This is a genomic window from Gilliamella sp. A7, assembly GCF_002142015.1.
GTDB classification, from domain to species: Bacteria; Pseudomonadota; Gammaproteobacteria; order Enterobacterales; family Orbaceae; genus Gilliamella; species Gilliamella apis_A.
The window spans coordinates 1-26,009 of the sequence record NZ_NASN01000033.1; the positions used below are offsets into that span (position 1 = coordinate 1).

General features: G+C 37.3%; 21 protein-coding genes. 6 read left to right on the forward strand and 15 right to left on the reverse strand.

The features are described 5' to 3' along the window. From B6D18_RS08535 to parE, 11 genes are all read right to left on the reverse strand, one after another. A partial coding sequence (locus B6D18_RS08535) for a GTP-binding protein (protein WP_084390269.1) occupies nucleotides 1-127 on the reverse strand: 127 nt, incomplete at its 3' end. A 65-nt stretch (nucleotides 128-192) separates the two neighbouring features. After that, nucleotides 193-2,295: an elongation factor G gene (fusA, locus tag B6D18_RS08540; protein ID WP_086364073.1), complete on the reverse strand. Its 2,103-nt coding sequence runs from the start codon at nucleotides 2,293-2,295 to the stop codon at nucleotides 193-195. A gap of 106 nt (nucleotides 2,296-2,401) precedes the next feature. Continuing rightward, nucleotides 2,402-2,872, reverse strand: a complete 471-nt coding sequence (gene rpsG / locus B6D18_RS08545) for a 30S ribosomal protein S7 (protein ID WP_065578189.1) — start codon at nucleotides 2,870-2,872, stop codon at nucleotides 2,402-2,404. Nucleotides 2,873-2,972: 100 nt separating this feature from the next. Beyond that, nucleotides 2,973-3,347, reverse strand: a complete 375-nt coding sequence (gene rpsL, locus B6D18_RS08550) for a 30S ribosomal protein S12 (protein ID WP_034883792.1) — start codon at nucleotides 3,345-3,347, stop codon at nucleotides 2,973-2,975. A gap of 493 nt (nucleotides 3,348-3,840) precedes the next feature. Then, nucleotides 3,841-5,298 carry a xylulokinase gene (gene xylB / locus B6D18_RS08555; RefSeq protein ID WP_086364074.1) on the reverse strand — a complete coding sequence of 486 codons (1,458 nt, stop codon included), beginning with the start codon at nucleotides 5,296-5,298 and terminating at the stop codon, nucleotides 3,841-3,843. 346 nt (nucleotides 5,299-5,644) lie between these two features. Further along, on the reverse strand, nucleotides 5,645-6,955 hold the full coding sequence (locus tag B6D18_RS08560) for an NCS2 family permease (RefSeq protein ID WP_086320145.1): 1,311 nt from the start codon (nucleotides 6,953-6,955) through the stop codon (nucleotides 5,645-5,647). Between the two features lie 290 nt (nucleotides 6,956-7,245). Continuing rightward, nucleotides 7,246-8,820: a TerC family protein gene (locus B6D18_RS08565; protein WP_086364075.1), complete on the reverse strand. Its 1,575-nt coding sequence runs from the start codon at nucleotides 8,818-8,820 to the stop codon at nucleotides 7,246-7,248. 143 nt (nucleotides 8,821-8,963) lie between these two features. Continuing rightward, complete coding sequence (locus B6D18_RS08570) at nucleotides 8,964-10,409, reverse strand: TrkH family potassium uptake protein (protein ID WP_086364086.1); 1,446 nt, start codon at nucleotides 10,407-10,409, stop codon at nucleotides 8,964-8,966. 15 nt (nucleotides 10,410-10,424) lie between these two features. Continuing rightward, on the reverse strand, nucleotides 10,425-11,270 hold the full coding sequence (gene djlA / locus B6D18_RS08575; protein ID WP_086364076.1) for a co-chaperone DjlA: 846 nt from the start codon (nucleotides 11,268-11,270) through the stop codon (nucleotides 10,425-10,427). A gap of 1 nt (nucleotide 11,271) precedes the next feature. Next, nucleotides 11,272-13,500, reverse strand: coding sequence for a DNA topoisomerase IV subunit A (gene parC, locus B6D18_RS08580; protein ID WP_086364077.1), 2,229 nt, complete (start codon nucleotides 13,498-13,500; stop codon nucleotides 11,272-11,274). Nucleotides 13,501-13,527: 27 nt separating this feature from the next. Next, the gene (parE, locus tag B6D18_RS08585; RefSeq protein WP_065614146.1) at nucleotides 13,528-15,417 is read right to left on the reverse strand and encodes a DNA topoisomerase IV subunit B; all 1,890 of its coding nucleotides are present in this window, start codon (nucleotides 15,415-15,417) and stop codon (nucleotides 13,528-13,530) included. Nucleotides 15,418-15,639: 222 nt separating this feature from the next. Between parE and B6D18_RS08590 the strand changes: the two genes are divergently transcribed. From B6D18_RS08590 to ubiA, 5 genes are all read left to right on the forward strand, one after another. Continuing rightward, a complete protein-coding gene (locus B6D18_RS08590; protein WP_086364078.1) occupies nucleotides 15,640-18,090 on the forward strand; it encodes a DMSO/selenate family reductase complex A subunit in 2,451 nt (816 codons plus the stop codon). Nucleotides 18,091-18,109: 19 nt separating this feature from the next. Beyond that, nucleotides 18,110-18,724, forward strand: a complete 615-nt coding sequence (locus B6D18_RS08595; RefSeq protein WP_086364079.1) for a DMSO/selenate family reductase complex B subunit — start codon at nucleotides 18,110-18,112, stop codon at nucleotides 18,722-18,724. A 1-nt stretch (nucleotide 18,725) separates the two neighbouring features. Then, nucleotides 18,726-19,565: a DmsC/YnfH family molybdoenzyme membrane anchor subunit gene (locus tag B6D18_RS08600; protein ID WP_158092557.1), complete on the forward strand. Its 840-nt coding sequence runs from the start codon at nucleotides 18,726-18,728 to the stop codon at nucleotides 19,563-19,565. Between the two features lie 61 nt (nucleotides 19,566-19,626). Continuing rightward, a complete protein-coding gene (locus tag B6D18_RS08605) occupies nucleotides 19,627-20,184 on the forward strand; it encodes a molecular chaperone (protein WP_216818919.1) in 558 nt (185 codons plus the stop codon). Nucleotides 20,185-20,313: 129 nt separating this feature from the next. Beyond that, entirely contained in the window at nucleotides 20,314-21,144 is an 831-nt protein-coding gene (ubiA, locus tag B6D18_RS08610) for a 4-hydroxybenzoate octaprenyltransferase (RefSeq protein ID WP_086364081.1), read from the forward strand. Between the two features lie 326 nt (nucleotides 21,145-21,470). Here the strand turns inward: ubiA and folP are convergent, their stop codons facing one another. The 3 genes from folP to rlmE form a co-directional block, all read right to left on the reverse strand. After that, nucleotides 21,471-22,310: a dihydropteroate synthase gene (gene folP / locus B6D18_RS08615; RefSeq protein WP_086364082.1), complete on the reverse strand. Its 840-nt coding sequence runs from the start codon at nucleotides 22,308-22,310 to the stop codon at nucleotides 21,471-21,473. 144 nt (nucleotides 22,311-22,454) lie between these two features. Then, entirely contained in the window at nucleotides 22,455-24,335 is a 1,881-nt protein-coding gene (ftsH, locus tag B6D18_RS08620) for an ATP-dependent zinc metalloprotease FtsH (protein ID WP_086364083.1), read from the reverse strand. A gap of 75 nt (nucleotides 24,336-24,410) precedes the next feature. Continuing rightward, complete coding sequence (gene rlmE / locus B6D18_RS08625; RefSeq protein WP_086364084.1) at nucleotides 24,411-25,037, reverse strand: 23S rRNA (uridine(2552)-2'-O)-methyltransferase RlmE; 627 nt, start codon at nucleotides 25,035-25,037, stop codon at nucleotides 24,411-24,413. Between the two features lie 98 nt (nucleotides 25,038-25,135). Here rlmE and yhbY point away from each other — a divergent pair, with 98 nt between their 5' ends. Beyond that, nucleotides 25,136-25,429, forward strand: coding sequence for a ribosome assembly RNA-binding protein YhbY (yhbY, locus tag B6D18_RS08630; protein ID WP_086364085.1), 294 nt, complete (start codon nucleotides 25,136-25,138; stop codon nucleotides 25,427-25,429). 40 nt (nucleotides 25,430-25,469) lie between these two features. On the opposite strand, the gene greA is transcribed toward yhbY, so the two are convergent. Continuing rightward, nucleotides 25,470-25,946 carry a transcription elongation factor GreA gene (greA, locus tag B6D18_RS08635; protein ID WP_065578173.1) on the reverse strand — a complete coding sequence of 159 codons (477 nt, stop codon included), beginning with the start codon at nucleotides 25,944-25,946 and terminating at the stop codon, nucleotides 25,470-25,472. Between the last annotated feature and the right edge of the window lie 63 nt (nucleotides 25,947-26,009).

A 26,009-nucleotide genomic window follows, 5' to 3' on the forward strand; every position in this document is an offset into this window, starting at 1 on the left:
GACCACCGTATTTTTTAGATAATACTGATGTGATCGCTGCAGTTAAAGTTGTTTTACCATGGTCAACGTGGCCGATTGTACCAACGTTAACGTGGGGTTTTGTACGTTCAAATTTTTCTTTAGACATCTTAATGTTCCTTTATTAAATCACTTCCCTAACAATAGGGAAGTGTTACTTATTTATATAAATAATTATTTCGCTTTACGAGCTTCAATAATTGCAGTTGCAATATTGGTTGGCGCTTCATTGTACTTCAAGAACTCCATTGAGTAAGAAGCACGACCTTGGGTTTGTGAACGAAGGTCTGTTGCATAACCAAACATTTCTGAAAGTGGAACTTGTGCTTTAACTGTTTTACCAGTTGCAGTATCTTCCATTCCTTCGATCATACCACGACGACGGTTTAAGTCACCGATAACGTCACCCATATAATCTTCAGGGGTTTCAACTTCTACTTTCATGATAGGTTCTAAAAGCACAGGTTTAGCTTTCATGAAGCCATCTTTAAATGCCATTGAACCAGCAATTTTAAATGCCATTTCTGACGAGTCGACATCATGGTAAGAACCATCAAAGATGGTAACTTCAACATCAACAATTGGGTAACCAGCAAGAACACCATTTTTCATTTGTTCTTGACAGCCTTTATCAACTGCAGGGATGTATTCTTTAGGAACCACACCACCAACAATTTCATTGTTGAATTTGTAGCCTTCGCCACCAGCTTCCAATGGTTTGATTTTTAACCATACATGACCATATTGACCACGACCACCAGACTGACGAACAAATTTACCTTCTTGTTCAACTTCATTGCGAATTGTTTCACGGTAAGCAACTTGCGGTTTACCAACATTTGCTTCGACTTTAAATTCACGTTTCATACGGTCAACAATGATTTCTAAGTGAAGTTCACCCATACCAGAAATGATAGTTTGACCTGATTCTTCATCAGTGTGAACACGGAATGAAGGATCTTCTTGTGCTAGTCGACCTAAAGCAATACCCATTTTTTCTTGGTCAGCTTTAGTTTTTGGTTCAACTGCAACAGAAATTACTGGCTCTGGGAACTCCATTCTTTCTAGAATAATTGGAGCACTTTCAGCACATAATGTATCACCAGTTGTTACGTCTTTAAGACCGATAGCTGCTGCAATGTCACCTGCACGAACTTCTTTAATTTCTTCACGTTTGTTAGCGTGCATCTGAACGATACGACCAAAACGTTCTTTTTTATCTTTAACAGAGTTAAGAACAGTATCACCAGAATTTACTACACCAGAGTAAACACGGAAGAATGTTAAGTTACCAACAAATGGGTCAGTTGCGATTTTAAATGCTAATGATGAGAATGGTTCATCATCACTTGAATGACGCTCTGCTGCTTCACCATTTGGTAATTCACCTTTGATTGCAGGAACATCAGTTGGTGCTGGTAAATATTCAATTACTGCATCAAGCATGAATTGAACACCTTTGTTTTTAAAGGCACTACCACAAGTTACTAAGATGATTTCGTTAGCAAGCACACGTTCACGTAATGCTAATTTAACTTCTTCTTCAGTTAACTCTTCACCACCAAGGTATTTTTCCATTAACTCTTCATTTGCTTCAGCTGCTGCTTCCATTAAGTTTGCACGCCATTCTTCGACTTGCTCAACCATATCTGCAGGAACATCTTCATAAGTGAAGCTTACACCTTGATCTGCATCATTCCAGTTAATTGCTTTACGTTTAAGTAAATCAACTACACCAGTAAAGCCTTCTTCAGCACCGATAGGTAATACTAATGGAACTGGTACAGCTGCTAAACGAGTTTTGATTTGATCAACAACACGTAAGAAGTTAGCACCCATACGGTCCATTTTGTTTACGAAAGCGATACGTGGAACTTTATATTTGTTTGCTTGACGCCATACTGTTTCTGATTGAGGTTGAACACCACCAACCGCACAGTAAACCATTACCGCACCATCTAAAACACGCATAGAACGTTCAACTTCGATTGTGAAGTCAACGTGTCCCGGGGTGTCGATGATATTGATTCGGTGTGGTTCAAATTGTTGACCCATACCAGACCAGAATGCAGTAGTTGCCGCAGAAGTGATAGTGATACCACGTTCTTGTTCTTGTTCCATCCAGTCCATGGTAGCTGCACCATCATGAACCTCACCAATTTTGTGACTTACGCCAGTGTAAAACAAAATACGTTCAGTTGTCGTAGTTTTACCTGCGTCAATATGTGCACTGATACCGATATTACGGTAGCGTGCTATAGGGGTTGTACGAGCCATATTAATCCTCTATTTAGAATCGTTTGCTTATAAAATATCTTTGGGGGGACTGATAATAACTATTAATTATCAGTCTAATTTCAAGCGTCTTATATAAGCGCTTAAATTACCAACGATAGTGTGCAAACGCTCTATTAGCTTCAGCCATACGATGAACATCTTCGCGTTTTTTCACAGCGGTGCCTTTGTTTTCAAAAGCATCCATAAGTTCATTCGCTAGGCGTAATGCCATTGATTTATCGCCACGTTTACGTGCAGCATCTACAATCCAACGCATTGCAAGTGCATTACGACGAACAGGACGCACTTCAACAGGAACTTGGTATGTAGAACCACCAACGCGACGAGACTTAACTTCTACAGTTGGTCTTACGTTATCTAATGCAACTTCGAAAGCTGCTAAGTGGTCTTTTCCACTACGCTCAGCTAATTTATCAAGAGCTGAATATACGATTGATTCTGCGACAGATTTTTTACCATCTATCATTAAAATATTTACAAATTTCGCCAGCAAATCTGAACCGAATTTCGGATCAGGTAAAATTTTTCTTTGACCGACAACATGACGACGTGGCATTGGAATACTCCGTTTATATGTTACAAATTTTCAGGTTTACCCAAAACTCAAATGAGTTATATGGAATTTATATAGTTTGGCCTTACTTAACGGAGTTCCATTAAGCTTTAGGTCGTTTCACACCGTATTTAGAACGGCTTTGTTTGCGATCTTTAACACCTGCGCAGTCTAATGCACCACGAACAGTGTGATAACGAACACCAGGTAAATCTTTAACACGACCACCGCGGATTAAAATCACGCTATGTTCTTGTAAGTTATGACCTTCACCACCGATGTAAGAAGTTACTTCGAAACCGTTGGTTAAACGTACACGGCATACTTTACGTAATGCTGAGTTTGGTTTTTTAGGTGTAGTGGTGTAAACACGTGTACATACACCTCGTTTTTGCGGGCATGCTTCAAGTGCAGGAACGTTACTTTTCGCTTCCTTTAGTGCTCTTGGTTTGCGTACCAGCTGATTAATTGTTGCCATTAATAAGCTCCTGATTAATTAAAATAAATTTAAAAATTGCTTTTTAGATACGTAATTAATAACTGTAGCCCAAAGCCTATTTATATAAGTTTTGGGTCGCAAGATTCTAGACCTCAATAGCTATAATGTCAAGTATTAGCACAGGTTCTTTATGTTATTTATCAATAATTTTTATGCATGAATAAATGCGAAATAAAAATACATTTTTTTATTTTATTGGTGCTTTTGTTAAATTTTTTTGCGAAATTTTAATCAAGCTAAATATTTATTAATTCAACCTTTATTGTCGATTCAAGCAATATTTGAGTAATGTGGTTATCCATCAGTGCAATATTTTTATTTAAAAAGTTATATAGCATGACGTTGAAGGATTTCAGAAGTAAGTTTACCAATCTTAATTTACTATAATCAACTTAACATAACATTAAAAAATAGATTTATTAACTCGCTAAAAAGCAGAAGAGTGTTATAAAAGATCTTCTGCTTTTTAATATCAAGACATTAGCGGTTTTAATTGTTGATAGATGTTTCTAAACATAGCCCGCTGTTGTTGGTAATATTCGTGTTTCTCCCTATCTGGCTGGTGAGTTTGAATGGTTGGTAATGGTGTTAACCATTGCCCTAAATCACTATCTTGGTTACAAGCTATTTGTGCCAGTTTAGCGGCGCCTAAAGCGGGACCAACTTCGCCACCCTCACAATAAACTATAGTATAACCAGAGATATCGCTAATTAATTGGCGCCAATATTTACTTCTAGCTCCGCCACCAATAACAATAATTTTATCTGGTGAAATGCCGCTTTGTTTTACCACATCTATACCATCTGCTAGGCCATAACTTACACCTAACAAGATTGCTTTAGCCAAATCGACTTTATTATGTTGATAGGTTAAGCCAAAAAATACGCCTTTAGCTTCAGGGTTATTATGTGGTGTTCTTTCACCTGATAGATAAGGTAAAAAATAGACTGGCGGTTTATCGTCAGATGGTTGTTCTTCTATTAAGCTAAATAATGTAGCAACATCTTTAATGTCTAACAATTGGCATCCCCAATCAAGACATGAAGCACAACTTAACATAACCGACATAAGATGCCAACGATTAGGTAATGCATGGCAAAAGCTATGAATTGCCTGTTCAGGTTGGCTGATAAACCGATCAGTAACGGCGAAATAAACCCCTGAAGTACCAAGTGAAAGCATTGCTTGTCCTGGTTGATAAAGACCAACACCGATAGCACCGGCAGCATTATCGCCACCACCGGCAATAACTGGAATTGAATTTATATTCCAACGTTTAGCAATATCATCAGTAATATAACCCGTTATTTGATTGCCTTCAAATAAGGTTGGCATATGTTGTCGACTTAAACCACAAGCATTTAACAATTGATCGTTCCAATCACGTTTTTCAACATCTAACCACATGCTGCCAGCAGAATCAGACATATCTGATGCATATTCGCCTGTAATTTTGAAGCGTAAATAATCCTTTGGTAAAAGTACTTTATCTATTTTGGCAAATATTTCGGGTTCGTGTTTTTGCACCCATTTTATTTTGGGTGCAGTAAAACCTGCCATCATCAAATTGCCAGTAATTTTTCTAGAATTTGGCACTAATTGTTCTAATTCATGACATTCAATATCACAACGACCGTCATTCCATAAAATTGCAGGTCTTAATACTTGAGATGAACTATCTAATAGTACTGCTCCATGCATTTGTCCACTTAAGCCAATTGCTTTGACTTGTGTTAAGTCATGCTTATTGCTAAGTTCTTGTAGTGCTGAATCTGTGGCTTGCCACCATTGCTGGGGATCTTGTTCTGACCATAATGGGTGAGGACGAGATACGGTGAGTGACTTTGTATTTGATGCCACAATGCGTTGTTTTTCATCCATTAAAATTACTTTGACACCAGAGGTGCCTAAATCAATACCAATATACATACCTGCCTCCATTATGCAGCTATCGGAACTATAAATATAATCGTTCTGATAGGTAAATACACAATGATTTTTTAGCCAAAAATAGATTTATTAACAATATGTTATAATTGTTCTCGTTCACAGCTACATGCTTTTGCCTGTAGATTTTTTAAAGGCTAAATTGTGCAATTTCTTGTAGTGATTTTATATTTTTTGTTTTTTGTTTGTTGTGACGTAGATCAAATTCTATAAAGGGTTTAAATAAGGTGAAATGATTGATGTAGTCTGTTTGAAATTTCAGATGGCATAATTTTATGGGGGAAGAAGCTATTTCTACCATGTTAATGGTAGAAATAGTTTGATGAAATTAATGATGATCGATAAAGATGAATTTTAAAGCAAACAGTAGTGCAAAAACTATTACACAAAGGTTTAATTCTTTAAATTTACCAGTAAATGTTTTCAATATTACATAAGAGATAAAGCCAAGTGCGACCCCTTCAGTAATAGCAAAAGCAAATGGCATCATTAATGCGGTAATAAATGCTGGTGTTGCATCAGTTAAATCAGACCAGTTAACTTTCATTAAACTTGATACCATTAAGATACCAACAAAAATTAGTGCACCTGATGTGGCATAAGGTGGTACTAAATGTGCTAAAGGTGATAAGAAAGTCATCATTAAAAATAATAGACCAACCACTACTGCAGTTAAACCAGTACGTCCACCAACTGAAATGCCAGCGGAACTTTCAATGTAAGTTAATACAGATGAAGTACCAAATAACCCACCTAGTGAAGAACTGAAACTATCAATTAATAAAGCTTGACGCATTTTAGGAAAACGACCTTTTTCATCAGAAAGTCCTGCTTTATCGGTTAAAGCTAAAATAGTACCCGATGAATCAAACAAGCTGACAATCATTACTGAAAAGATTACCCCGAGGATACCAATATTCAGTGAACCAGCAAGGTCAACATGGCCAACAACGCTGCCAACACTCGGTGGAACTGCTGCAATTCCTTGATAACTAATATTTGGATCAAGCCATAGCGCTAGTAGGGTAACGACAAGAATTGAAACTAACACGGCAGCATGAAAATTGCGGGTAGCAAGGATAACGATAATAAAAAATCCAAGCGAACCTAATAAGACTTTAAGTGACAAAATATTGCCTAAGGTTAGTAATGTAGCAGGCGATGCCACTACAATCCCCATATTTTGGAATCCCATAAAGGCAATAAATAAGCCAATGCCAGCGCTAATACCAGCGCGCAAACATTGTGGAATATGTTCGATTAACCAATGGCGGACTTTAAATAGTGATAATGCAAAAAAGACCAATGATCCCCAAAATATCGCTCCCATCCCAACTTGCCAAGAATAGCCCATTGCACCGCATATTCCATAAGCAAAAAAGACATTTAGCCCCATGGCAGGTGCTAAAGCAATCGGTAGATTGGCAAATAATCCCATCATAATTGTCGCAAAAGCGGTGACAACACAAGTTAGAACAAACACGGCTGATTTATCCATTCCTGTTGCAGATAAGATTGAAGGATTAACAAAGATGATATAAACCATGGTTAAAAAGGTGGTACAACCGGCGATAAACTCGGTACCAGGGGTGGTTTTTTTCTCTTTTAATTGAAAGATTTTTTCGAATAGTGAATTCATAAATTAAAGCCCAATTTAGGTTGATAGTGATCCATTTTGATATAATTTTATATCTTTATTTTTACCGAAGTGAATTTACGGTAAAAATAAAAAAGATATAAAGTGATTACTTCATATCTTTAAAAAACGTTAAAGCACAGCGCTATTATTGCCAGTAATTTATTTTGGTCAAGCGTTATTCTAAACAACAAATAACGTTTAATTAGCGATCAATAATGCCTATAAATTAACGCTAACATAATTTTCAGCTATTTTATGGTGAATTGAATTAAATGTTAATTATCAATAATTTATTTATCCAAAATAGCTAATTTATTTTTAGTAATTTTTACTTTTAAAATCCGATGACTTTCAATCTCGGTAACTTCAAATAGATAGTCACCAATCTGTATGGTTTCACCAACATTGAGTAGATGTTGGGCTTTTTCCATCAATAATCCGGCAAGGGTATGATATTCTCGCTTATCATCAATCGGAATTGGTACAAATCTGACTAATTCTTCTACTGGGATATAGCCATTTGCAATCCAACTATCATCATCTAAACATTGGATGTCATGTTTAGCATCGATCTCTTCTTCTTCAGTTGGAAAGTCACCGGCAATAGTTTCAATAACATCGGTTACTGACACCACACCTTGCATTGATCCAAATTCATCAACCACAAAAGCAAAATGAGTTTTGGCTTTTTTGAATTGTTCCAGTGCTACAAGTAAAGATACTGTTTCAGGAAAAATTAATGGTTGTTTGATTAATGAATTAATATCAAAGGGTTGTTTATTTTGTAAAATATCTTTTAACAGATCATTAACTTGAATGATACCTAATGGTTCATCAATTGAAGCATTATCAGTCACTACTAAACGTGAATGAGGATTGTCAAAAATTTCTTTTAATATTACTTCTCGATCATCATTGATATTGACCATATCAACATCTAATCGAGATGTCATGATACTGCTTACTGAACGTTGAGCTAAACCTAATACTCGCTCAACCATATTTAATTCTTGATGATTAAATACTGAGGTTTTTTTATTATTATCAGATACCACATCAATGGTATGGCTATCGGGATCTTCTTCAGCATCGCCTTTAAGTAAATGTAAAATAGCTTCGGCGGTACGTTCACGTAGAGGTTTTTTGTTTAATGCTTTTCGACGGTTAAATATGGCTAGTTGATTAAAGAATTCAATCATAATCGAGAAGCCGATAGCTGCATATAAATAGCCTTTTGGAATGACAAAACCGAAACCTTCGGCAACCAAACTAAAGCCAATCATCAATAAAAAGCTTAAACATAAAATAACAATCGTTGGATGGGAGTTAACAAAATAGGCTAATGGTTTACTTGCCACCATCATAATCGCAATGGCGATACAAACTGCGATAATCATAACGGGTATATGGTCAACCATTCCCACTGCAGTAATGACTGAATCAAGTGAGAATACGGCATCAAGTACCACGATTTGCGCAACAACGGTCCAAAAATGTGAGGTTTTTTTCGGTTTGCCATCCTCGTGTGATGCACCTTCTAAACGCTCATTGAGTTCCATTGTTGCTTTAAACAGCAAAAATATTCCGCCAAGCAACATAATTAATTGCCGAGCATTGAAACTAATACCTGATATAGAAAATAGTGGGGTGGTGAGAGTAACTAACCAGCCAGTAAACATTAATAACAATATTCGGGTTATTAATGCAAAAGCAAGGCCTGTAATGCGTGCTTTATCTCGTTGTTGAGGCGGAAGTTTCTCGGCAAGAATGGCAATAAAAACAATGTTATCAATGCCAAGGACGATTTCAAGTACAACTAGAGTGGATAAACCAATCCAGATTGTAGGATCCATGATCCATTCCATATGTCAGGTGATTACCTCTAATGATCACAGCACATGCTGCTTGGTAATTCTGTCTGTAATTAGCAAAATAATCAATAAAATATTTAAATTTTTGACTATTTTATCGAAAATTGTTGATTAAAAGCCTTTATTAGGCGTAAAAATTAACTTCGCCAAAATGTTGGCGTGAATAAAACTAATAAAGTAAATATTTCTAGTCGCCCAAATAACATGTCAACGACCATGACCCATTTCACTATATCACTGACATGAGCAAAATTATCACTAACACTACCAAGGCCAACGCCTAAATTATTTAGCGATGAAGCAACAATATAAAATGAGTCAGTTGCATCAATTCCTGTTGCCATAATAATAAATAAACTCACTAGAAATACTAATGCATAGGCAGAAAAGAATCCCCATACCGCTTCAATGATACGTTCTGGTACCACACGATTATTGAGTTTTAAAGTATAAATTGCATTAGGGTGAATAAGTCGTTTTAACTCTCGTGAACCTTGCATAAATAGTAGCAGTACCCGAACAACTTTTAGTCCACCACCAGTAGAACCAGCACAGCCACCAATAAACGAAGCACATAATAAAAAGATGGGTAATGATGATGGCCAAGTATTAATATCGTCGACGGTAAAGCCTACTGTTGCTGAAACAGACACAACTTGTAAAACAATTTTGTCGACACTAAGATGGCGTTGTGGCTGATAAATATAGATCACTAAAGCGCAGATAATAATTAAGATAAGCAGAATAAAGATAAAGGTTCTAAATTCTTGATCACGCCAATACACTTTCACTGAGATACCACTTAACGTAGCAAAATGTAGAGCAAAATTACATCCTGACAAAATGAGGAACAAGGTAACAATATAGTTAATTGTTGCACTATTAAAATAAGCTAAATTGTTATCGTGGGTAGAAAAACCACCCATTGATATCGTTGAAAAGCTATGTGAAATAGCATCAAAGATATCCATTCCAGCACACCACAAACTTATTGCACATAATGTGGTAAGTAAAATGTAAATCGACCAGAGGGTTTTTGCTGTTTCGGCAATACGTGGTCGCATTTTACTATCTTTTTGTGGACCAGGAATTTCAGCACGATAGAGCTGCATACCCCCGACCCCTAATAGTGGTAAAATTGCGACCGCAAGTACGATGATCCCCATACCACCTAGCCATTGCAGCATTTGACGATAGAAAAGTAGCGCTTTGGGTAAATGATCCAAATTGACAATAGTGGTGGCGCCAGTGGTTGTTAATCCAGAAAAAGACTCAAAAAAAGCTGTGGTTAAATTAAGATTGATATGATTATCAAATAGGAACGGGAATGCGCCGATAGTGCCTAAAACGACCCAAAATAATACAACAATGAAAAAGCCTTCTCGAGTACTTAATTCATGGCGTTGATGACGATTAGGAAACCACAATAACACACCTAAAATTAATGCCGCAAAAAATGAACGAACAAAAATAGCACCGGCACCGTCACGATATATTAACGCCACTAGTGCAGGTATTAACATAAATACTGACAATAGTGATATTAATAAACCGATAATTCTTATAATTGAGCGCCAATGCATCATATATAGTAATCTCTATTTAAAGCCACGTGATGATTTTATCAGATCGTAAGCAGCTTGAATTTCTTGTGCTCGCTTTTTGGCTGCTTCTAACATCTCCTTTGGTAAGCCTTTGGATACCAATTTGTCTGGATGATGTTCATTCATTAATTTACGATAGGCTCTTTTAATTTCAGAAATTTCAGCAGATGAATTTATTCCTAATATTTTATAAGCATTTGCTAAATCTGATTGCCGAGTACTGCTTTGGTAACCACTATAATTATGATTTTGTTGATATTGATGTTGACTGTTTTGTTGATTGTACTGATATTCTTGACGGAAATGAAAGCTTCCCATCATCATTTGAATATATATTGCCATTTGCGGCCGTGGAATACGAAACTCATCGGCAACAATGAAAAGAATCTCCGATTCTTTGTCATCTAAATGACCATCAACTAAAGCAGCTTGAATTAATTGTTCGCAAAAGATATTTAAGACATTACGTCGATAACGATATTGGTGATATAACTCACTTAATCGTGATCTAAGTGGGTAATCACTCGCTTTACCACGATTGAATGATTCTTGTGCTAATTGACGACTTGTCGCATCAAGTTGGAGTCGCTCCATAACTTGCCGAGCAAGATTAATATCATCTTGAGTAACAACTCCTTTAGCTTTACTTAAATGTCCTAATACTTCAAAAACAACCGTTAAGTATAAGTTTGGATTAGACTGTGTCCTTCTCTCAGTCATTTTATTGCCAAATGCTTGGTATAGCATTGGGCCAATAAATAATCCGAGAATAAATCCCAACCCAGATTTTAATACTGAACTCAGTATTAAACCGGTAATAATGGACCAGATCAAATACATACTATTCGTTTACCTCAATTCGATCTATTTTTTGTAATCCACGTGGTAGTGATGTGCCTTTACGAGCACGCTCCGTTCTAAATTTTTGTAAATCAGCTGGATAAAGTGTAAGCTTGCGTTTACCAACATATAGAGTTATAGATGTTTCTGGTGTTATCAACATCATATAAGCTAGGCTATCATCGCTTCCAGAGAGTGAAATAATTTTATTGCCCTTACCTTTAGATAATTCTGGTAAATCTTTTACTGGGAATATCAGCATTCTGCCTGCTTTAGTAATTGATAACAGCAAGCTTTCCTCTGATAAAATCTCTATTGGTTCTAATGTATGTGCATCTTTAGATAAATTAATCACCGCTTTACCATTACGGTTGCGGGCAATCAAATCATTAAATTGACAAATAAAACCGTATCCAGCACTTGATGCAAGTAACAATTTTTGTTGTTCATTGCCTGACATCAATACATGTTCAACGGTTGCGCCAGCTGGTAATGCCAGTTTACCAGTAAGAGGTTCACCTTGTCCTCTAGCTGATGGTAATGTACTTGGCTCAATAGCGTAACTGCGACCAGTTGAATCGATAAATACCACTGGTTGATTACTTTTACCTTTTGCTGCGGCTTTAAAACTATCACCTGCTTTATAACTTAATCCGACAGGATCGATATCATGGCCTTTCGCAGCTCTAACCCAACCCATTTCTGATAATACGATTGTAACAGGTTCAGAAGGGATTAACTCTTGTTCAGTAATTGCTTTGGCTTCACTGCGCTCGACAATTGGTGAACGACGTTCATCACCATATTTTTCAGCATCAGCTTGTAGCTCTTTTTTGATTAAATTACTTAACTTTCTTGGTGAAGCTAATAATGCTTGCAGTTGATCTCGCTCTTTAGCCAGTTCGGCTTGTTCACCTTTGATACGAATTTCTTCTAGTTTAGCTAAATGGCGGAGTTTTAATTCTAAGATAGCTTCAGCTTGTGTTTCGCTTAAGGCAAATCTCTGAATTAATTCTGCTTTTGGGTCATCCTCATGACGAATGATTTCAATCACTTCATCAATATTTAGAAAGGCAATTAATAAACCATCTAAAATATGTAGTCTTTTTAGTATTTTATCTAAGCGATAATTTAAGCGACGGGTTACGGTAATGCGTCGATATTCTAACCATTCAGTTAGGATTTCAACCAATCCTTTAACAGATGGACGATTATCTAGTCCAATCATGTTCATATTAACACGATAACTTTTTTCTAGATCAGTAGTGGCAAATAGATGATTCATTACTTGCTCTAGATCTACACGATTAGAACGTGGCACAATAACCAGACGAGTCGGATTTTCGTGATCGGATTCGTCACGTAAGTCTTCAATTAACGGTAGTTTTTTTGCGCGCATTTGGCTAGCAATTTGCTCTAAAATTTTAGCACCAGAAACTTGATGAGGCAGATCAGTAATAACAATGTCGCCATCTTCTTTTTTCCAAACTGCTCGCATACGTATTGAGCCACGGCCAGTTTTATAAATTTTGGCGATATCTTCTGGAGAGGTGATAATCTCAGCTTCTGTTGGGAAGTCAGGGCCTTTTATGTGATCCATCACTTCGCTAAGCGTTGCTTTTGGATTATCAGCTAACATAATAGCTGCATTCGCCACTTCACGAATATTATGTGGTGGAATATCGGTTGCCATACCTACCGCAATACCGGTAGTACCGTTTAATAAGATATTCGGCAATCGAGCTGGCAACATTTTTGGCTCTTGTAATGTACCATCAAAATTTGGCGTATAGTCAACAGTGCCTTGTCCTAACTCACCTAACAATAATTCGGCATATTTTGATAGACGTGATTCAGTGTAGCGCATTGCAGCAAATGATTTTGGATCATCGGGTGCCCCCCAGTTTCCTTGCCCATCAACTAATGGATATCGATAAGAAAACGGTTGCGCCATTAATACCATTGCTTCATAACAGGCACTATCACCATGAGGATGGTATTTACCTAAAACGTCACCGACAGTACGGGCTGATTTTTTAAATTTTGCTTGAGCATTTAGCCCTAATTCTGACATTGCATAAACAATGCGACGTTGTACTGGTTTTAAGCCATCGCCAATAAATGGCAATGCGCGATCCATAATGACATACATTGAGTAGTTTAAATAGGCGCTTTCGGTAAATGTTCGTAGCGACTGAACTTCTACTCCGTCATGAGTTATTTCACTCATTATTGTTCCTCTAAATTATTCTGTATATTAGACATCAAGTTCAACTTGGTCACCTTTTTCTTGTAACCATTCTCGGCGATCTTCAGCACGTTTTTTCGCCAGTAACATATCCATTAATGCCATTGTCTCTTCGGCATTATCTAGTGATAACTGAACTAATCTACGGGTGTTAGGATCCATTGTTGTTTCGCGAAGTTGTAATGGATTCATTTCCCCCAACCCTTTGAAACGTTGAACATTTGGCTTACCTTTTTTACGTTTAAGCTGATCTAAAATCCCTTCTTTTTCTTCTTCATCAAGGGCGTAATGAACTTCTTTGCCTAAATCGATACGATACAATGGTGGCATGGCGACAAAAATATGTCCATGTTCAACCATGGCTCGAAAGTGACGAACAAATAGTGCGCACAGTAACGTGGCAATATGCAATCCATCTGAGTCAGCATCGGCTAAAATACAGATTTTACCGTAGCGTAATTGACTTAAATCATCACTATCAGGATCAATACCAATAGCTACTGAAATATCATGAATTTCTTGCGATCCTAATACTTCGTCAGATGAGACTTCCCAAGTATTTAATATTTTACCTTTCAACGGCATAATTGCTTGATATTCACGATCTCGGGCTTGTTTAGCTGACCCGCCAGCAGAATCACCTTCGACTAAAAATAGTTCGGTGCGACTTAAATCTTGTGATGCACAGTCAGCCAGTTTCCCCGGTAAAGCTGGACCACTGGTTAGTTTTTTACGGATGACTTTTTTGGATGCTCTTAAGCGTTTTTGAGCACTGGAAATTACCATCTCAGCAAGTAATTCGGCAATTTGTACATTTTGATTCAACCACAGGCTAAATGCATCTTTAACAATAGCTGAAACAAAAGCTGCACTTTGTCTTGATGATAAACGTTCTTTGGTCTGACCGGCAAATTGCGGTTCTTGCATTTTTACTGATAACACATAGGCACAGCGTTCCCAAATATCATCGGCGGTCAATTTTAAACCACGTGGTAATAAATTACGAAACTCACAAAATTCACGCATGGCATCAAGTAATCCTTGACGTAAACCATTGACATGGGTACCACCTTGCACAGTAGGAATTAAGTTAACGTAACTTTCAGTTAACAATTCACCACCTTCTGGTAACCAAAGTAATGCCCATTCAACCGCTTCTGTTTCACCCGTATGGCTACCAGTAAATGGTTGTTCTGGTAATAATGTGTAACCACTAACTGACTCTATCAGATAATCTTTTAAACCGTCTTGATAACACCAGCGTTGCTCAGTACTGTTAATTTTGTCTTTAAAAATGATTTCCAGTCCCGGGCAAAGTACAGCTTTCGCTTTAAGCAAATGAGTTAAGCGAGGTACTGAGAAGCGAGGTGAATCAAAATATTTTTCATCAGGCCAAAAACGTACTTTTGTACCAGTATTTCGTCGGCCACAGGTGCCAATTACATGTAAATCTTCAACTTTATCACCATTTTCAAAGGCGATTTGGTAAACTTGTCCATCACGATTTACGGTGACTTCTACGCGTTTGGATAAGGCATTGACAACAGAGATACCCACCCCATGTAAACCACCAGAAAATTGATAGTTTTTGTTGGAGAACTTACCACCAGCATGTAAGCGACAAAGTAATAGTTCAATAGCCGGTACGCCTTCTTCAGGATGGATATCAACAGGCATACCGCGACCATCATCAATAACCTCAAGTGAATTGTCTTCATAAAGAGTAACTTTCACTTGGCGAGCATGCCCAGCAATAGCCTCATCGACACTATTATCAATCACCTCTTGCCCTAAATGATTGGGGCGAGCTGTGTCAGTATACATTCCAGGGCGATGACGAACAGGATCGAGCCCTTTTAAGACCTCAATATCAACTGCATTATAAGTGGATTGTGACATAACTTTTCTGTTTATTCGATTAAATGGGCTTATTATACCAATCTTTCCTTAAGATGCATGAAATTAAATTTATAATAAAAAGCAAAGCCATTTTTTTATTGATAATAATTCTTATTTCATTAATTTATTTTAAGTTAGTTTCGATTTTAGTCTTTTTTCTGTTTTATAATCTTAACTGTAGTATTATGATAATGACATGCCAAATATAAATAAGCGAATAGGATGAGCAAGTCAGATAATCAGATAACTCGGCGCGACTTTTTACAAAAGTCATTAGCAATCGGTGGTGTGGCCGCATTAACCAATGATTTACAATTACCTTTTGCTTATGCCGCGCCAGAGGCAGATCTTGCCAAGACCTCGGTACCTAATCCAACGAATCAAGAAAAGATTTTTTATAGTGCATGTTTAGTTAATTGTGGTAGTCGTTGCCCGTTAAAAGTACATGTTAAAAACGATATTATTACTAAAATATCTGCTGAAGATGGGATTAATGATGCGATCTTTGGTCAACATCAAATCCGTCCTTGTCTGCGAGGACGAGCTGTGCGTTGGCGTACCTATGATCCGGAACGGCTAAAATATCCAATGCTACGAATCGGTAAACGAGGTGAAGGCAAATTTAAACGCATCTCGTGGGACGAAGCTATCGATCTATTAGCAGAAAAACTCAAATACACTATTAATCGCTATGGCAATGAAGCTATTTATTACCAATATGGTACAGGTACGACAGGGGCAAATATCTCAGGTCGTAATGCCTGTAAGCGATTTTTAAGTTGTATCGGTGGTCACCTTAATTATCATGGTGATTATTCAAGTGGACAGATCACCGCTATGCAACCTTTTATATATGGTAATGCTAAAGAGTCGTTGCTAGACCAAATCAAACATTCTGATCTAGTTGTGATGTTTGGACATAATGTTGCTGAAACTAGAATGTCGGGCGGTGGGCAGGTTGCTGAGTTATATACTGCATTAGCACAAAGTAAAGCAAGGGTAATTATTATTGATCCACGCCGTAGTGAAAGTGTCGTTGGTTATAATGCTGAGTGGCTGCCGATTATTCCTGGTACTGACGCTGCGTTAGTCGCTGCAATTATTTATGCGTTGCTTGAAGAAGATCGTGTTGATGAGGCGATGCTTAACCAATATTGTGTGGGTTGGAATGCTGATACATTACCTGATAGTGCTCCGCCTTTTAGCGATTACAAATCTTATATTTTGGGACTAGGGCACGATAGAACCGCAAAAACGCCAGAATGGGCAGCTAAAAAAACCGGTATTCCAGCCAAACAAATTCGGCAGTTGGCATTAGATATTGTTAATGCTAAAGCTGCATGGATTTCACAAGGTTGGGGGCCACAGCGCTGGCAAAATGGTGAGCATACTACAAGGGCGATTATGATTCTACCAGTTATCACTGGTCAGTTTGGTAAGCGTGGTACTAACATTGGTACTTGGGGGGGGAGCGTAACTTATCCTGTGCCTGGCTTGAATATGGTTAACCCAGTTAAAACCAGTATTCCTTTCTTTTTATGGACGAAAGCAATTGATGAACCGCTTAGTATGACTGCGAAAAATTCTTATATAAAAGGTAAAGATAAATTAGATGTGGGTATTAAATTTATCTGGAGCTATGCTAGCAATGTTATTGGTAATCAACACGCCGATCTCAATCGGACTCATCAAATTTTACAAGATGAATCGAAATGTGAATTTATTTTAGTTTGGGATACCCATATGACTGCTTCAGCAAAATATGCGGATCTACTGTTACCGGATGTCTCATCGGTAGAGAGTAATGATTTAATCAATAATTCATATGCATCAGGTGCTTATCATTATTTTATTCGTTTGCAACGAGCAATAAAACCACTTTGGCAAAATCGTCCTGCTTATGAAGTTTTGACTGAATTGTCAGCGAAAATGGCAGTTAAAGATAAATTTACTGAAGGTCGGAGCCAAGATGATTGGATTACTTATAGTTATGAAAAAATGCGTAAGCTCAATCCTAATTTACCGACTTTTGCCGAAACAGATGGAATGGGGATTGTTGATCGTAAATTAGCTGATAGCGATGCACAGATCGGATTAAAAGCTTTTCGCGATGATCCAATAAAAAATCCATTAAATACGCCGTCAGGTAAAATCGAAATTTATTCAGAAGCATTAGCAAAAATTGCCAATGAATGGGAGTTTGATGACGATGATAAACTTTATCCTATACCGGCATATTTACCGGCAATAGAGGGCAGTGAAGACCTGCAAACACAAGCGAAATATCCTCTACAACTAATCGGTTTTCATATCAAAGGGCATTGTCATTCAAGTTATAGTAATCTTCCGCAACTGCGAGAAGCGGTAGCTAGTAGTCTCTGGATTAATCCAGTGGATGCAGAACAAAGACAGATAAAGCATGGTCAATTGGTTGAAGTTTATAATGACCGCGGTCGACTTTACATTCCTGCTAAAGTGACACCACGGATACTGCCGGGAATTATCGCTCTTCCGCAAGGATTATGGGCTAAGACTAATGCTGCTGGTATTGATATTGGTGGTTGCATTAATCGTTTAACCTCCTTACGACCATCTGTGCTTGCTAAATCTAATCCTCAGCATACCAATTTGGTTGAAATTAAACCATTAGCAACTATGCCGTCGGCATCTTAATCGGAAGGAGATGGTTCAAATGCAATATGGTTTTTATATTAATTCTACCAAATGTACTGGTTGCAAAACTTGCCAAGTAAGTTGTAAAGATGAAAAAGATAATGCGCTTGGTGTCCATTTCCGCCGTGTTTATGAATATGGCGGTGGTACATGGGCGCAAGTAGATGGATGTTGGCAAAATGATACATTTACCTATTATTTGTCGATCTCTTGTAATCATTGTCAAGAGCCGACCTGTGTACAAGGTTGCCCAACTGGCGCTATGCATAAACGCCAAGAAGATGGGTTAGTGGTAGTCAATCAAGATGTATGTATTGGTTGTCGCTATTGTGAAATGCGTTGCCCTTACGGAGCACCACAATATGATCATCAAAAAAAGGTAATGTCTAAATGTGATGGTTGTTATGAGCGTGTAGCGCAAGGTTTAAAACCTGTATGTGTTGAGTCTTGTCCTCAACGCGCTTTGGATTTTGATGACATTAATATCTTGCGTCAACGTTATGGTGATGAGTGCGATATTGCTCCGTTACCTAGTTCAGATTTAACCAAACCAAGTATTGTGATAAAGCCACATGCGCAAGCTAAAGCATCGGGTGACTCGCTTGGTAAAGTGCTTAATCCTGAGGAGGTCTAGTATGCATGAACTTCCACTGGTATTTTTTACGATATTTGGGCAATTATCCGCAGGGATGATCCTACTTAGTAGCTTGTTTTATCTTGTTTATCGTTCAAAAACCAAATTAGCTATCACTCAAAAAATTAATGCAGTAGCGTTAATTTTCATGGCGATTGGTATGGCGATTGCATCATTTCATTTAGGTCAACCATTACGCGCATTCAATGTGATTTTTGGTATCGGCCGTTCACCAATGAGTAATGAAATTTTTACCTTTGGCTTATTATTTGCTATGACATTTGCTTTTGTATTGCTTAACTATTTTGTCTTGTATCCAAATAGTAGCAAATTACAAATCATCAAACCTCTGTGCCAAAAAATTAACCGTATACCGCATTTAAACTATTTATTGGCGATGATCTTGGTTATTTTAAGCCTATTTTTTGTTTGGACCATCGTATTAACCTATATGTTAGCAACAATAAAAACGTGGAATAGTTGTTATACAGCGATACAAATGTATACTGCGATGTTGGTATTGGGGGGAATTGCCGTTACTTGGTTAGGACTATATCGAATAGGTTATTGTGCTTTTTTTATTGGTAGTTTACTGATTCTGCTATTAAAAATGCCTTACTTAAAGCTAATGAGTGAAATTGCTCCAGACTTAACCTCTAATCAATATTGCTGGATAATAGCCCAGTGCGCATTATTAATTATTTCTATCACATTGGTTTTATTTGTTATTTTAAGAAAACAACATCAGACAATGATTTATCTATTGGCTTTTATTGGCGTATTTATCGCAGAAATTTGCGGACGTATAACTTTTTATAATTTGTGGATGATAACCGTTTAATTGTGCGGTAATTGATGGTAATGGCATAATTAATTGGCTGATCATTATAGGATTGAATAATTTGGATAACCTGACTTCTATCACGTTGGCGAAATTATTAGGCGCTTTTTTTTATTATCCGCCTACCAGTAAACAAGTCGCTGGTTTAATTGATGGATTATTACAGCTAGACCAGTTAGCAAATTGGCCAAACCAACAATTAGTAACTGAACAATGCCAAATCTTGAGCACTCAGATACAGCATCCAGAAATAGAATATCAATTTTCACTATTATTTGAAGGGCAAGGCATTATGTCGGCGCCACCTTGGGGTTCAGTCTATTTAGATCAAGAAAAACTACTAATGGGTGAATCACAAGAACGCTATCGTGAATTTTTACAGCAGCAAGGGTTGACTCTTAATACGGGTATGAATGAGCCAGAAGATCAGTTTGGATTGATGTTAATGGCATATGCGATACTACTAGAAAAGCAGCAATTTGCTGCTGCACAGCAGTTAATGACCGAATACCTTTTAAGTTGGGCACCAATGTATTTGGATTGCTTAAAACAAAATCAAGTCAGTCTATTTTATCGAGCATTAGCGATTATTGCTGAACAATATTTGCAAATGGTATAACTCTGGTTATATAGCAAATAAAGCGCTCACTTATTTATTTAAGCCAAAATATGCATTGATAGCTGTTGTTTGCAGCTTTTTAAGGAACAGGTATAATCCGCCTATTATGATTCAAGACAATGATAACCTATGTTAGCTTATTTACAACTAATGCGATTAGACAAGCCAATTGGTTCCTTACTACTACTTTGGCCAACATTGTGGGCGATTTGGCTTGCTACATCTACGCCATCTATTCATGTTGTTGTTGTGTTTGTTGTTGGCGTGATCGTTATGCGCTCTGCTGGCTGTGTGGTTAATGATTACGCTGATCGGCATTTTGATGGTAAAGTCGAACGCACTAAGAATCGTCCTCTCGCTCGTGGCGCATTGAGCGAAAAAAATGCGTTATACACTTTATTCGTATTACTGCTTATTGCGCTTGGTTTATTGCTTACTTTGGATAAATTAACTTGGTTAATGGCTGGTTTTGCATTAATCACGGCAATGATTTATCCATTTATGAAACGTTACACACATTTACCCCAAGTGACTTTAGGCATTGCCTTTAGTTGGGGTATTCCGATGGCCTATGCGGCAACAATAGCTCAATTTCCGATAACTTGTTGGTTACTGTGTCTGGCTAATGTATGTTGGACAATAGCTTATGATACCGAATATGCTATGGTTGATCGCGATGACGATCTTAAAATAGGTATCAAGTCCACAGCTATCCTATTTGGTAACTATGACAAGTTTATTATTGGATTACTGCAAATCATAACCTTAGTTTGCCTTGCATTGATCGGCATAAACAATCATTTTCAGCAATTTTATTATATTGGTTTAATCATCGCTTTATCGCTATTTTTTTATCAACAATGGTTAATCAAAGACCGTGATAGAAAAAATTGTTTTAAAGCGTTTATGAATAATAATTATATAGGATTGTTTATATTTATAGCGATCTTGGTTAGTTAAAAACAGATTTACCATCATTATTTAACTTTCATCGCGGATATTAATCGCTTTAAACGATATATCTTAAATTGTAAAGGCGTTGCTTATTAAAAAAGGAAAATGGTGGTATAGACTCCTCAATATTTTTTACAAGATTATTTTTAACTTTTTAAATTATTAAATTTAATTCACCTGCGTCATTCGGAAGATAAATACTATTGTAATATAGGTAAGGTAGGCATTTACCTACCTTTGAAGTTATTCGATTGCTAGTAATAAAACAGAAATATTATTTGCAAGTTAATGGTATAGATTCCTTAATATTTTTTACATCTATACCAGCTAATTTATAGATTTTGTTCTGCTAATGTGGCTTGCACTATTCGCATGGCATCGAAGGTTTCTTTGACATCATGAACACGGATAATTTGCGCTCCTTTCATTGCAGCAATAACTGCACAAGAAACACTACCTAATACACGTTCTTTAGGGGGAACATTTAGTACTTGTCCGACCATCGATTTTCTTGACATGCCAACTAAAATAGGCAAATTGAAGTGATGAAATTTTTCCAGTGTAGCCAATAGACGATAGTTATGGGCTAACGTTTTGCCAAACCCGAAGCCCGGATCAAGGATGATTTTTTCCCGAGCAATGCCAGCTGTTACACATCGTTGAATATGCTCAGCAAAAAATGAATCGACTTCTTGATAGATATCTTGTTGGTAGTAAGGTGCATTTTGCATAGTTTTGGGATCACCTTGCATATGCATAATACATACTGGTAATTGAGTTTGTTGTGCTGCTTCTAATGCCCCTGGTAAAGTTAATGCCCGAATATCATTAATTAAATGTGCACCAGCTTTAGCAGCTTCTGTGATGACCTCTGGTTTTGATGTATCAACTGAAATCCAAACGTCAAAATAGCGAGCAATTTTTTCCACTAGCGGTATAACCCTATCAAGTTCTTCACTGGTCGAAACATCAGCAGCACCAGATCGCGTTGATTCTCCACCAACATCAATAAAGGTTGCCCCAGCTTGAATCATATTATCAACTCGCCGCATAGCATCATCAAGATTGTTGTAATTACCGCCGTCAGAAAAAGAATCTGGCGTCATATTAACAATTCCCATTACTTGAGGAAAAGAGAGATCCATTACGTGATTTTGAAAACGAATTTCCATAATTTTAGGCCTTATTTTATTAATATTTTTAATGCTAATTGCACTGCTGAAGTATGATTGTTAGTACTGGTTTATTATTTTACAAAATTAATTGCTGTTGGATGATAAAAAACGCGCCAAAGCGCGTTTTAGATTTAGTCGTAATTAATTTTCTGATTGAGGTGGTATGTCTGTTCCCTCATTTGGTATCTCTTTTGCTGCTTGTTCATCACTTTCAGTCCAATCTTCTGGAGCAGTAATTGGTCTACGAGCAATCAAATCAGCAACTTGTTTTGCGCCAATGGTTTCGTATTTCATTAATGCATCTTTCATCGCATGAAGTACGTCCATATTTTCAGTTAAAATTTTACGTGCTCGTTCAAAGTTACGATCGATAATTTTTTTAACTTCTTCATCAATAATTCGCGCAGTTTCATCAGAGATATCTTTCGGTCGGCCATAAGATGAATTATCATCCATTTCATAAAATAACGGACCTAAACGATCAGAAAAGCCCCATTGGGTAACCATTGCTCTGGCATATTGAGTGGCAACTTTAATATCGTTTGATGCTCCAGTTGAAACTTTATCAACACCATAAATCAGTTCTTCGGCAAGACGTCCACCATATAGTGTGGCGATATCACCTTCTAATTTTTCTCGGCTTTCACTAACCCGATCGCCTTCAGGTAAGAAGAACGTTACCCCTAATGCTCGGCCACGAGGGATGATAGTTACTTTATGGATTGGGTCATGATCAGGCATTAAATAACCGATAATAGCATGTCCAGCCTCATGATAAGCGGTTGAGATAAGTTGCTCTTGTGTCATGGTTAACGAACGTCGTTCTGTCCCCATGTTGATCTTATCTTTAGCTTCTTCAAATTCGTCCATCGTGACTAAACGTTTGTTACGACGAGCAGCAAATAGTGCTGCCTCATTGACTAGGTTTGCCAATTCTGCACCAGAATAACCTGGGGTACCACGAGCAAGCACCGATAAATTGACATCTGAACCAAGTGGCACTTTTTGCACATGAACAGCTAGAATTTGTTCACGGCCTTTCATATCAGGTAAGCCAATTTGTACTTGGCGGTCAAAACGACCAGGACGAAGTAAGGCTGGATCTAGAATATCAACACGGTTGGTTGCAGCAATAATGATAATGCCACTATTAGCTTCGAAACCATCCATTTCAACTAACATTTGGTTAAGAGTTTGTTCGCGTTCGTCATGACCACCCATTGAGCCGGCGCCACGTTTACGACCAACAGCATCGATTTCATCAATAAAGATAATGCATGGCGAATGTTTACGGGCTTGTTCAAATAGATCACGGACACGTGAAGCACCCACACCAACAAACATCTCAACAAAGTCTGAACCAGAAATACTAAAGAAAGGTACATTTGCTTCACCTGCAATGGCTTTAGCTAGTAATGTTTTACCGGTACCTGGCGGTCCAACCATTAAAATACCTTTTGGAATACGACCACCAAGTTTTTGATATTTGCCTGGATCTCGTAAAAAATCGACAACTTCGGTAACTTCTTGTTTCGCTTCTTCACTACCTGCAACATCGCTAAATTTAGTCTTAACTTGGTCAGGTGTTAACATTTTAGCTTTACTTTTACCTACCGACATTGGCCCACCTTTACCGCCTCCTTGCATCTGGCGCATGATAAAGAACCAGAAACCAAGTAGTAAAATAATTGGGAACCATGAGATTAAAATGTTAACTAATAAGCTTGGTTTTTCGTCAGGACTGCCATAGACAGCAACATCATTTAACACCAAATTATCAACTAACTTTTCATCCAAATAAGGGATATAAGTAACATAATTATTACTACCTTTAGTGGTAGCAACAATTTCGCGGCCATTTATATGCACTTCCTTCAGTTTGCCACCAGTTACATCCGCATTAAATTTGGTGTAATCGACTTGAGGACCGCTACTAGATATTGAGCTGAATTGACTAAAAACAGCAATCAATACGACGGCGATAACACCCCAGATCAGTAAATTCTTTACCATGTCGTTCAAAAGAAAAACCTCTCATAAAATTAATAGTTACGACTAAAATTAACCAAGTATGGTACTACAAAATTGTACGGCTGGCTACTTCATCCCCATTGCCACAATATATACTTCTCGAGACCTTGCTCGCGAAGCTTCTGGCTTACGAATTTTGACTGTTTTAAACAGTGATCTTACTGTTTTTAGATACTCTTCAAAACCTTCACCTTGGAATACTTTAACGATGAAACTGCCATTTGGAGCAAGAACGTCTTTACACATATCTAATGCCAATTCAACTAAATACATAGCTCTTGGTATATCAACGGCAGGTTGTCCACTCATATTTGGTGCCATGTCTGACATAACAACTTGTACTTTCTCTTCGCCAACTCGCTCAAGTAGGGTATTTAATACCGCTTCATCACGAAAATCACCTTGCAGAAAGTCAACGCCAACGATGGGATCCATCGGTAATAAATCACAGGCAATAATTCGGCCTTTATTACCAATGAGTGATGCAACATATTGTGACCATCCCCCCGGTGCAGCGCCTAAATCGACCACAGTAATTCCCGGTTTGAATAATTTGTCACTTTTTTGTATTTCTTCTAATTTAAACCATGCTCTGGATCTCAGGCCTTTTTTTTGTGCTTGTTGCACAAAACGATCATTAAAATGTTCATTAAGCCAACGAGTAGAGCTTGCTGAGCGTTTTTTGTTACTCACAGAGAATAAATCCTTAATGTAATGAGGTCACTTCAATTGATTACAAATATATATAAGGGTAGAATAGCAAAATTACAACTTAATGTGATAAAAAATTAATGAATTTATCGAATAAACAAAAACAGTATTTAAAAAGTGAAGCTCATCATTTAAAACCGATAGTGATGATTGGGGCTAATGGATTTACCGAAGGCGTGCTAGCAGAAATTGAAAATGCTTTAAATTTCCATGAGTTAATAAAAGTTAAAGTATCTGCTGAAGATCGCGAAACTAAAAAGCTAATTTGTGAAGCAATCATCCGCGAAACAAAAGCTTTAGCCGTTCAACAGGTGGGTTCTATTTTTACGATATATAGACAGAGTGAAGATAAAAAAATTACACTACCAAAATAAAAAATAGGGCTAATCGCCCTATTTTTTTGCAACAGTTTAATTAAATATATTCAACTTTAACAATATCGAATTCAACATCACCACCTGGTGTTTTAATTTGTACTGTATCACCATCTTCCTTGCCAATAAGCCCACGAGCAATTGGAGAGTTAACTGAAATCAAATTCTGTTTGTAATCCGCTTCATCGTCGCCAACAATTCGGTAGGTTGTTTCTTCATCGGTATCAATATTCACTACGGTGACTGTGGCACCAAAGATAATGCGACCGGTATTTTTAACTTTAGTGATGTCGATAATTTGTGCTTGCGACAATTTACCTTCGATTTCTTGAATACGACCTTCACAAAATCCTTGTTGTTCTCTCGCTGCATGATATTCAGCGTTTTCTTTCAAATCGCCGTGTGCTCTAGCTTCAGCAATAGCGGCAGTAATTTGAGGTCTTTTTACATTTTTAAGTTCTTCAAGTTCTGCACGTAATAATTCGGCTCCCTTTACTGTCATTGGGATCTGTTTCATCTCGGTTTTTTCCTATTTATATAGTAAATAAAAAGAATAACAAATGTTCATCTTAATCAAATG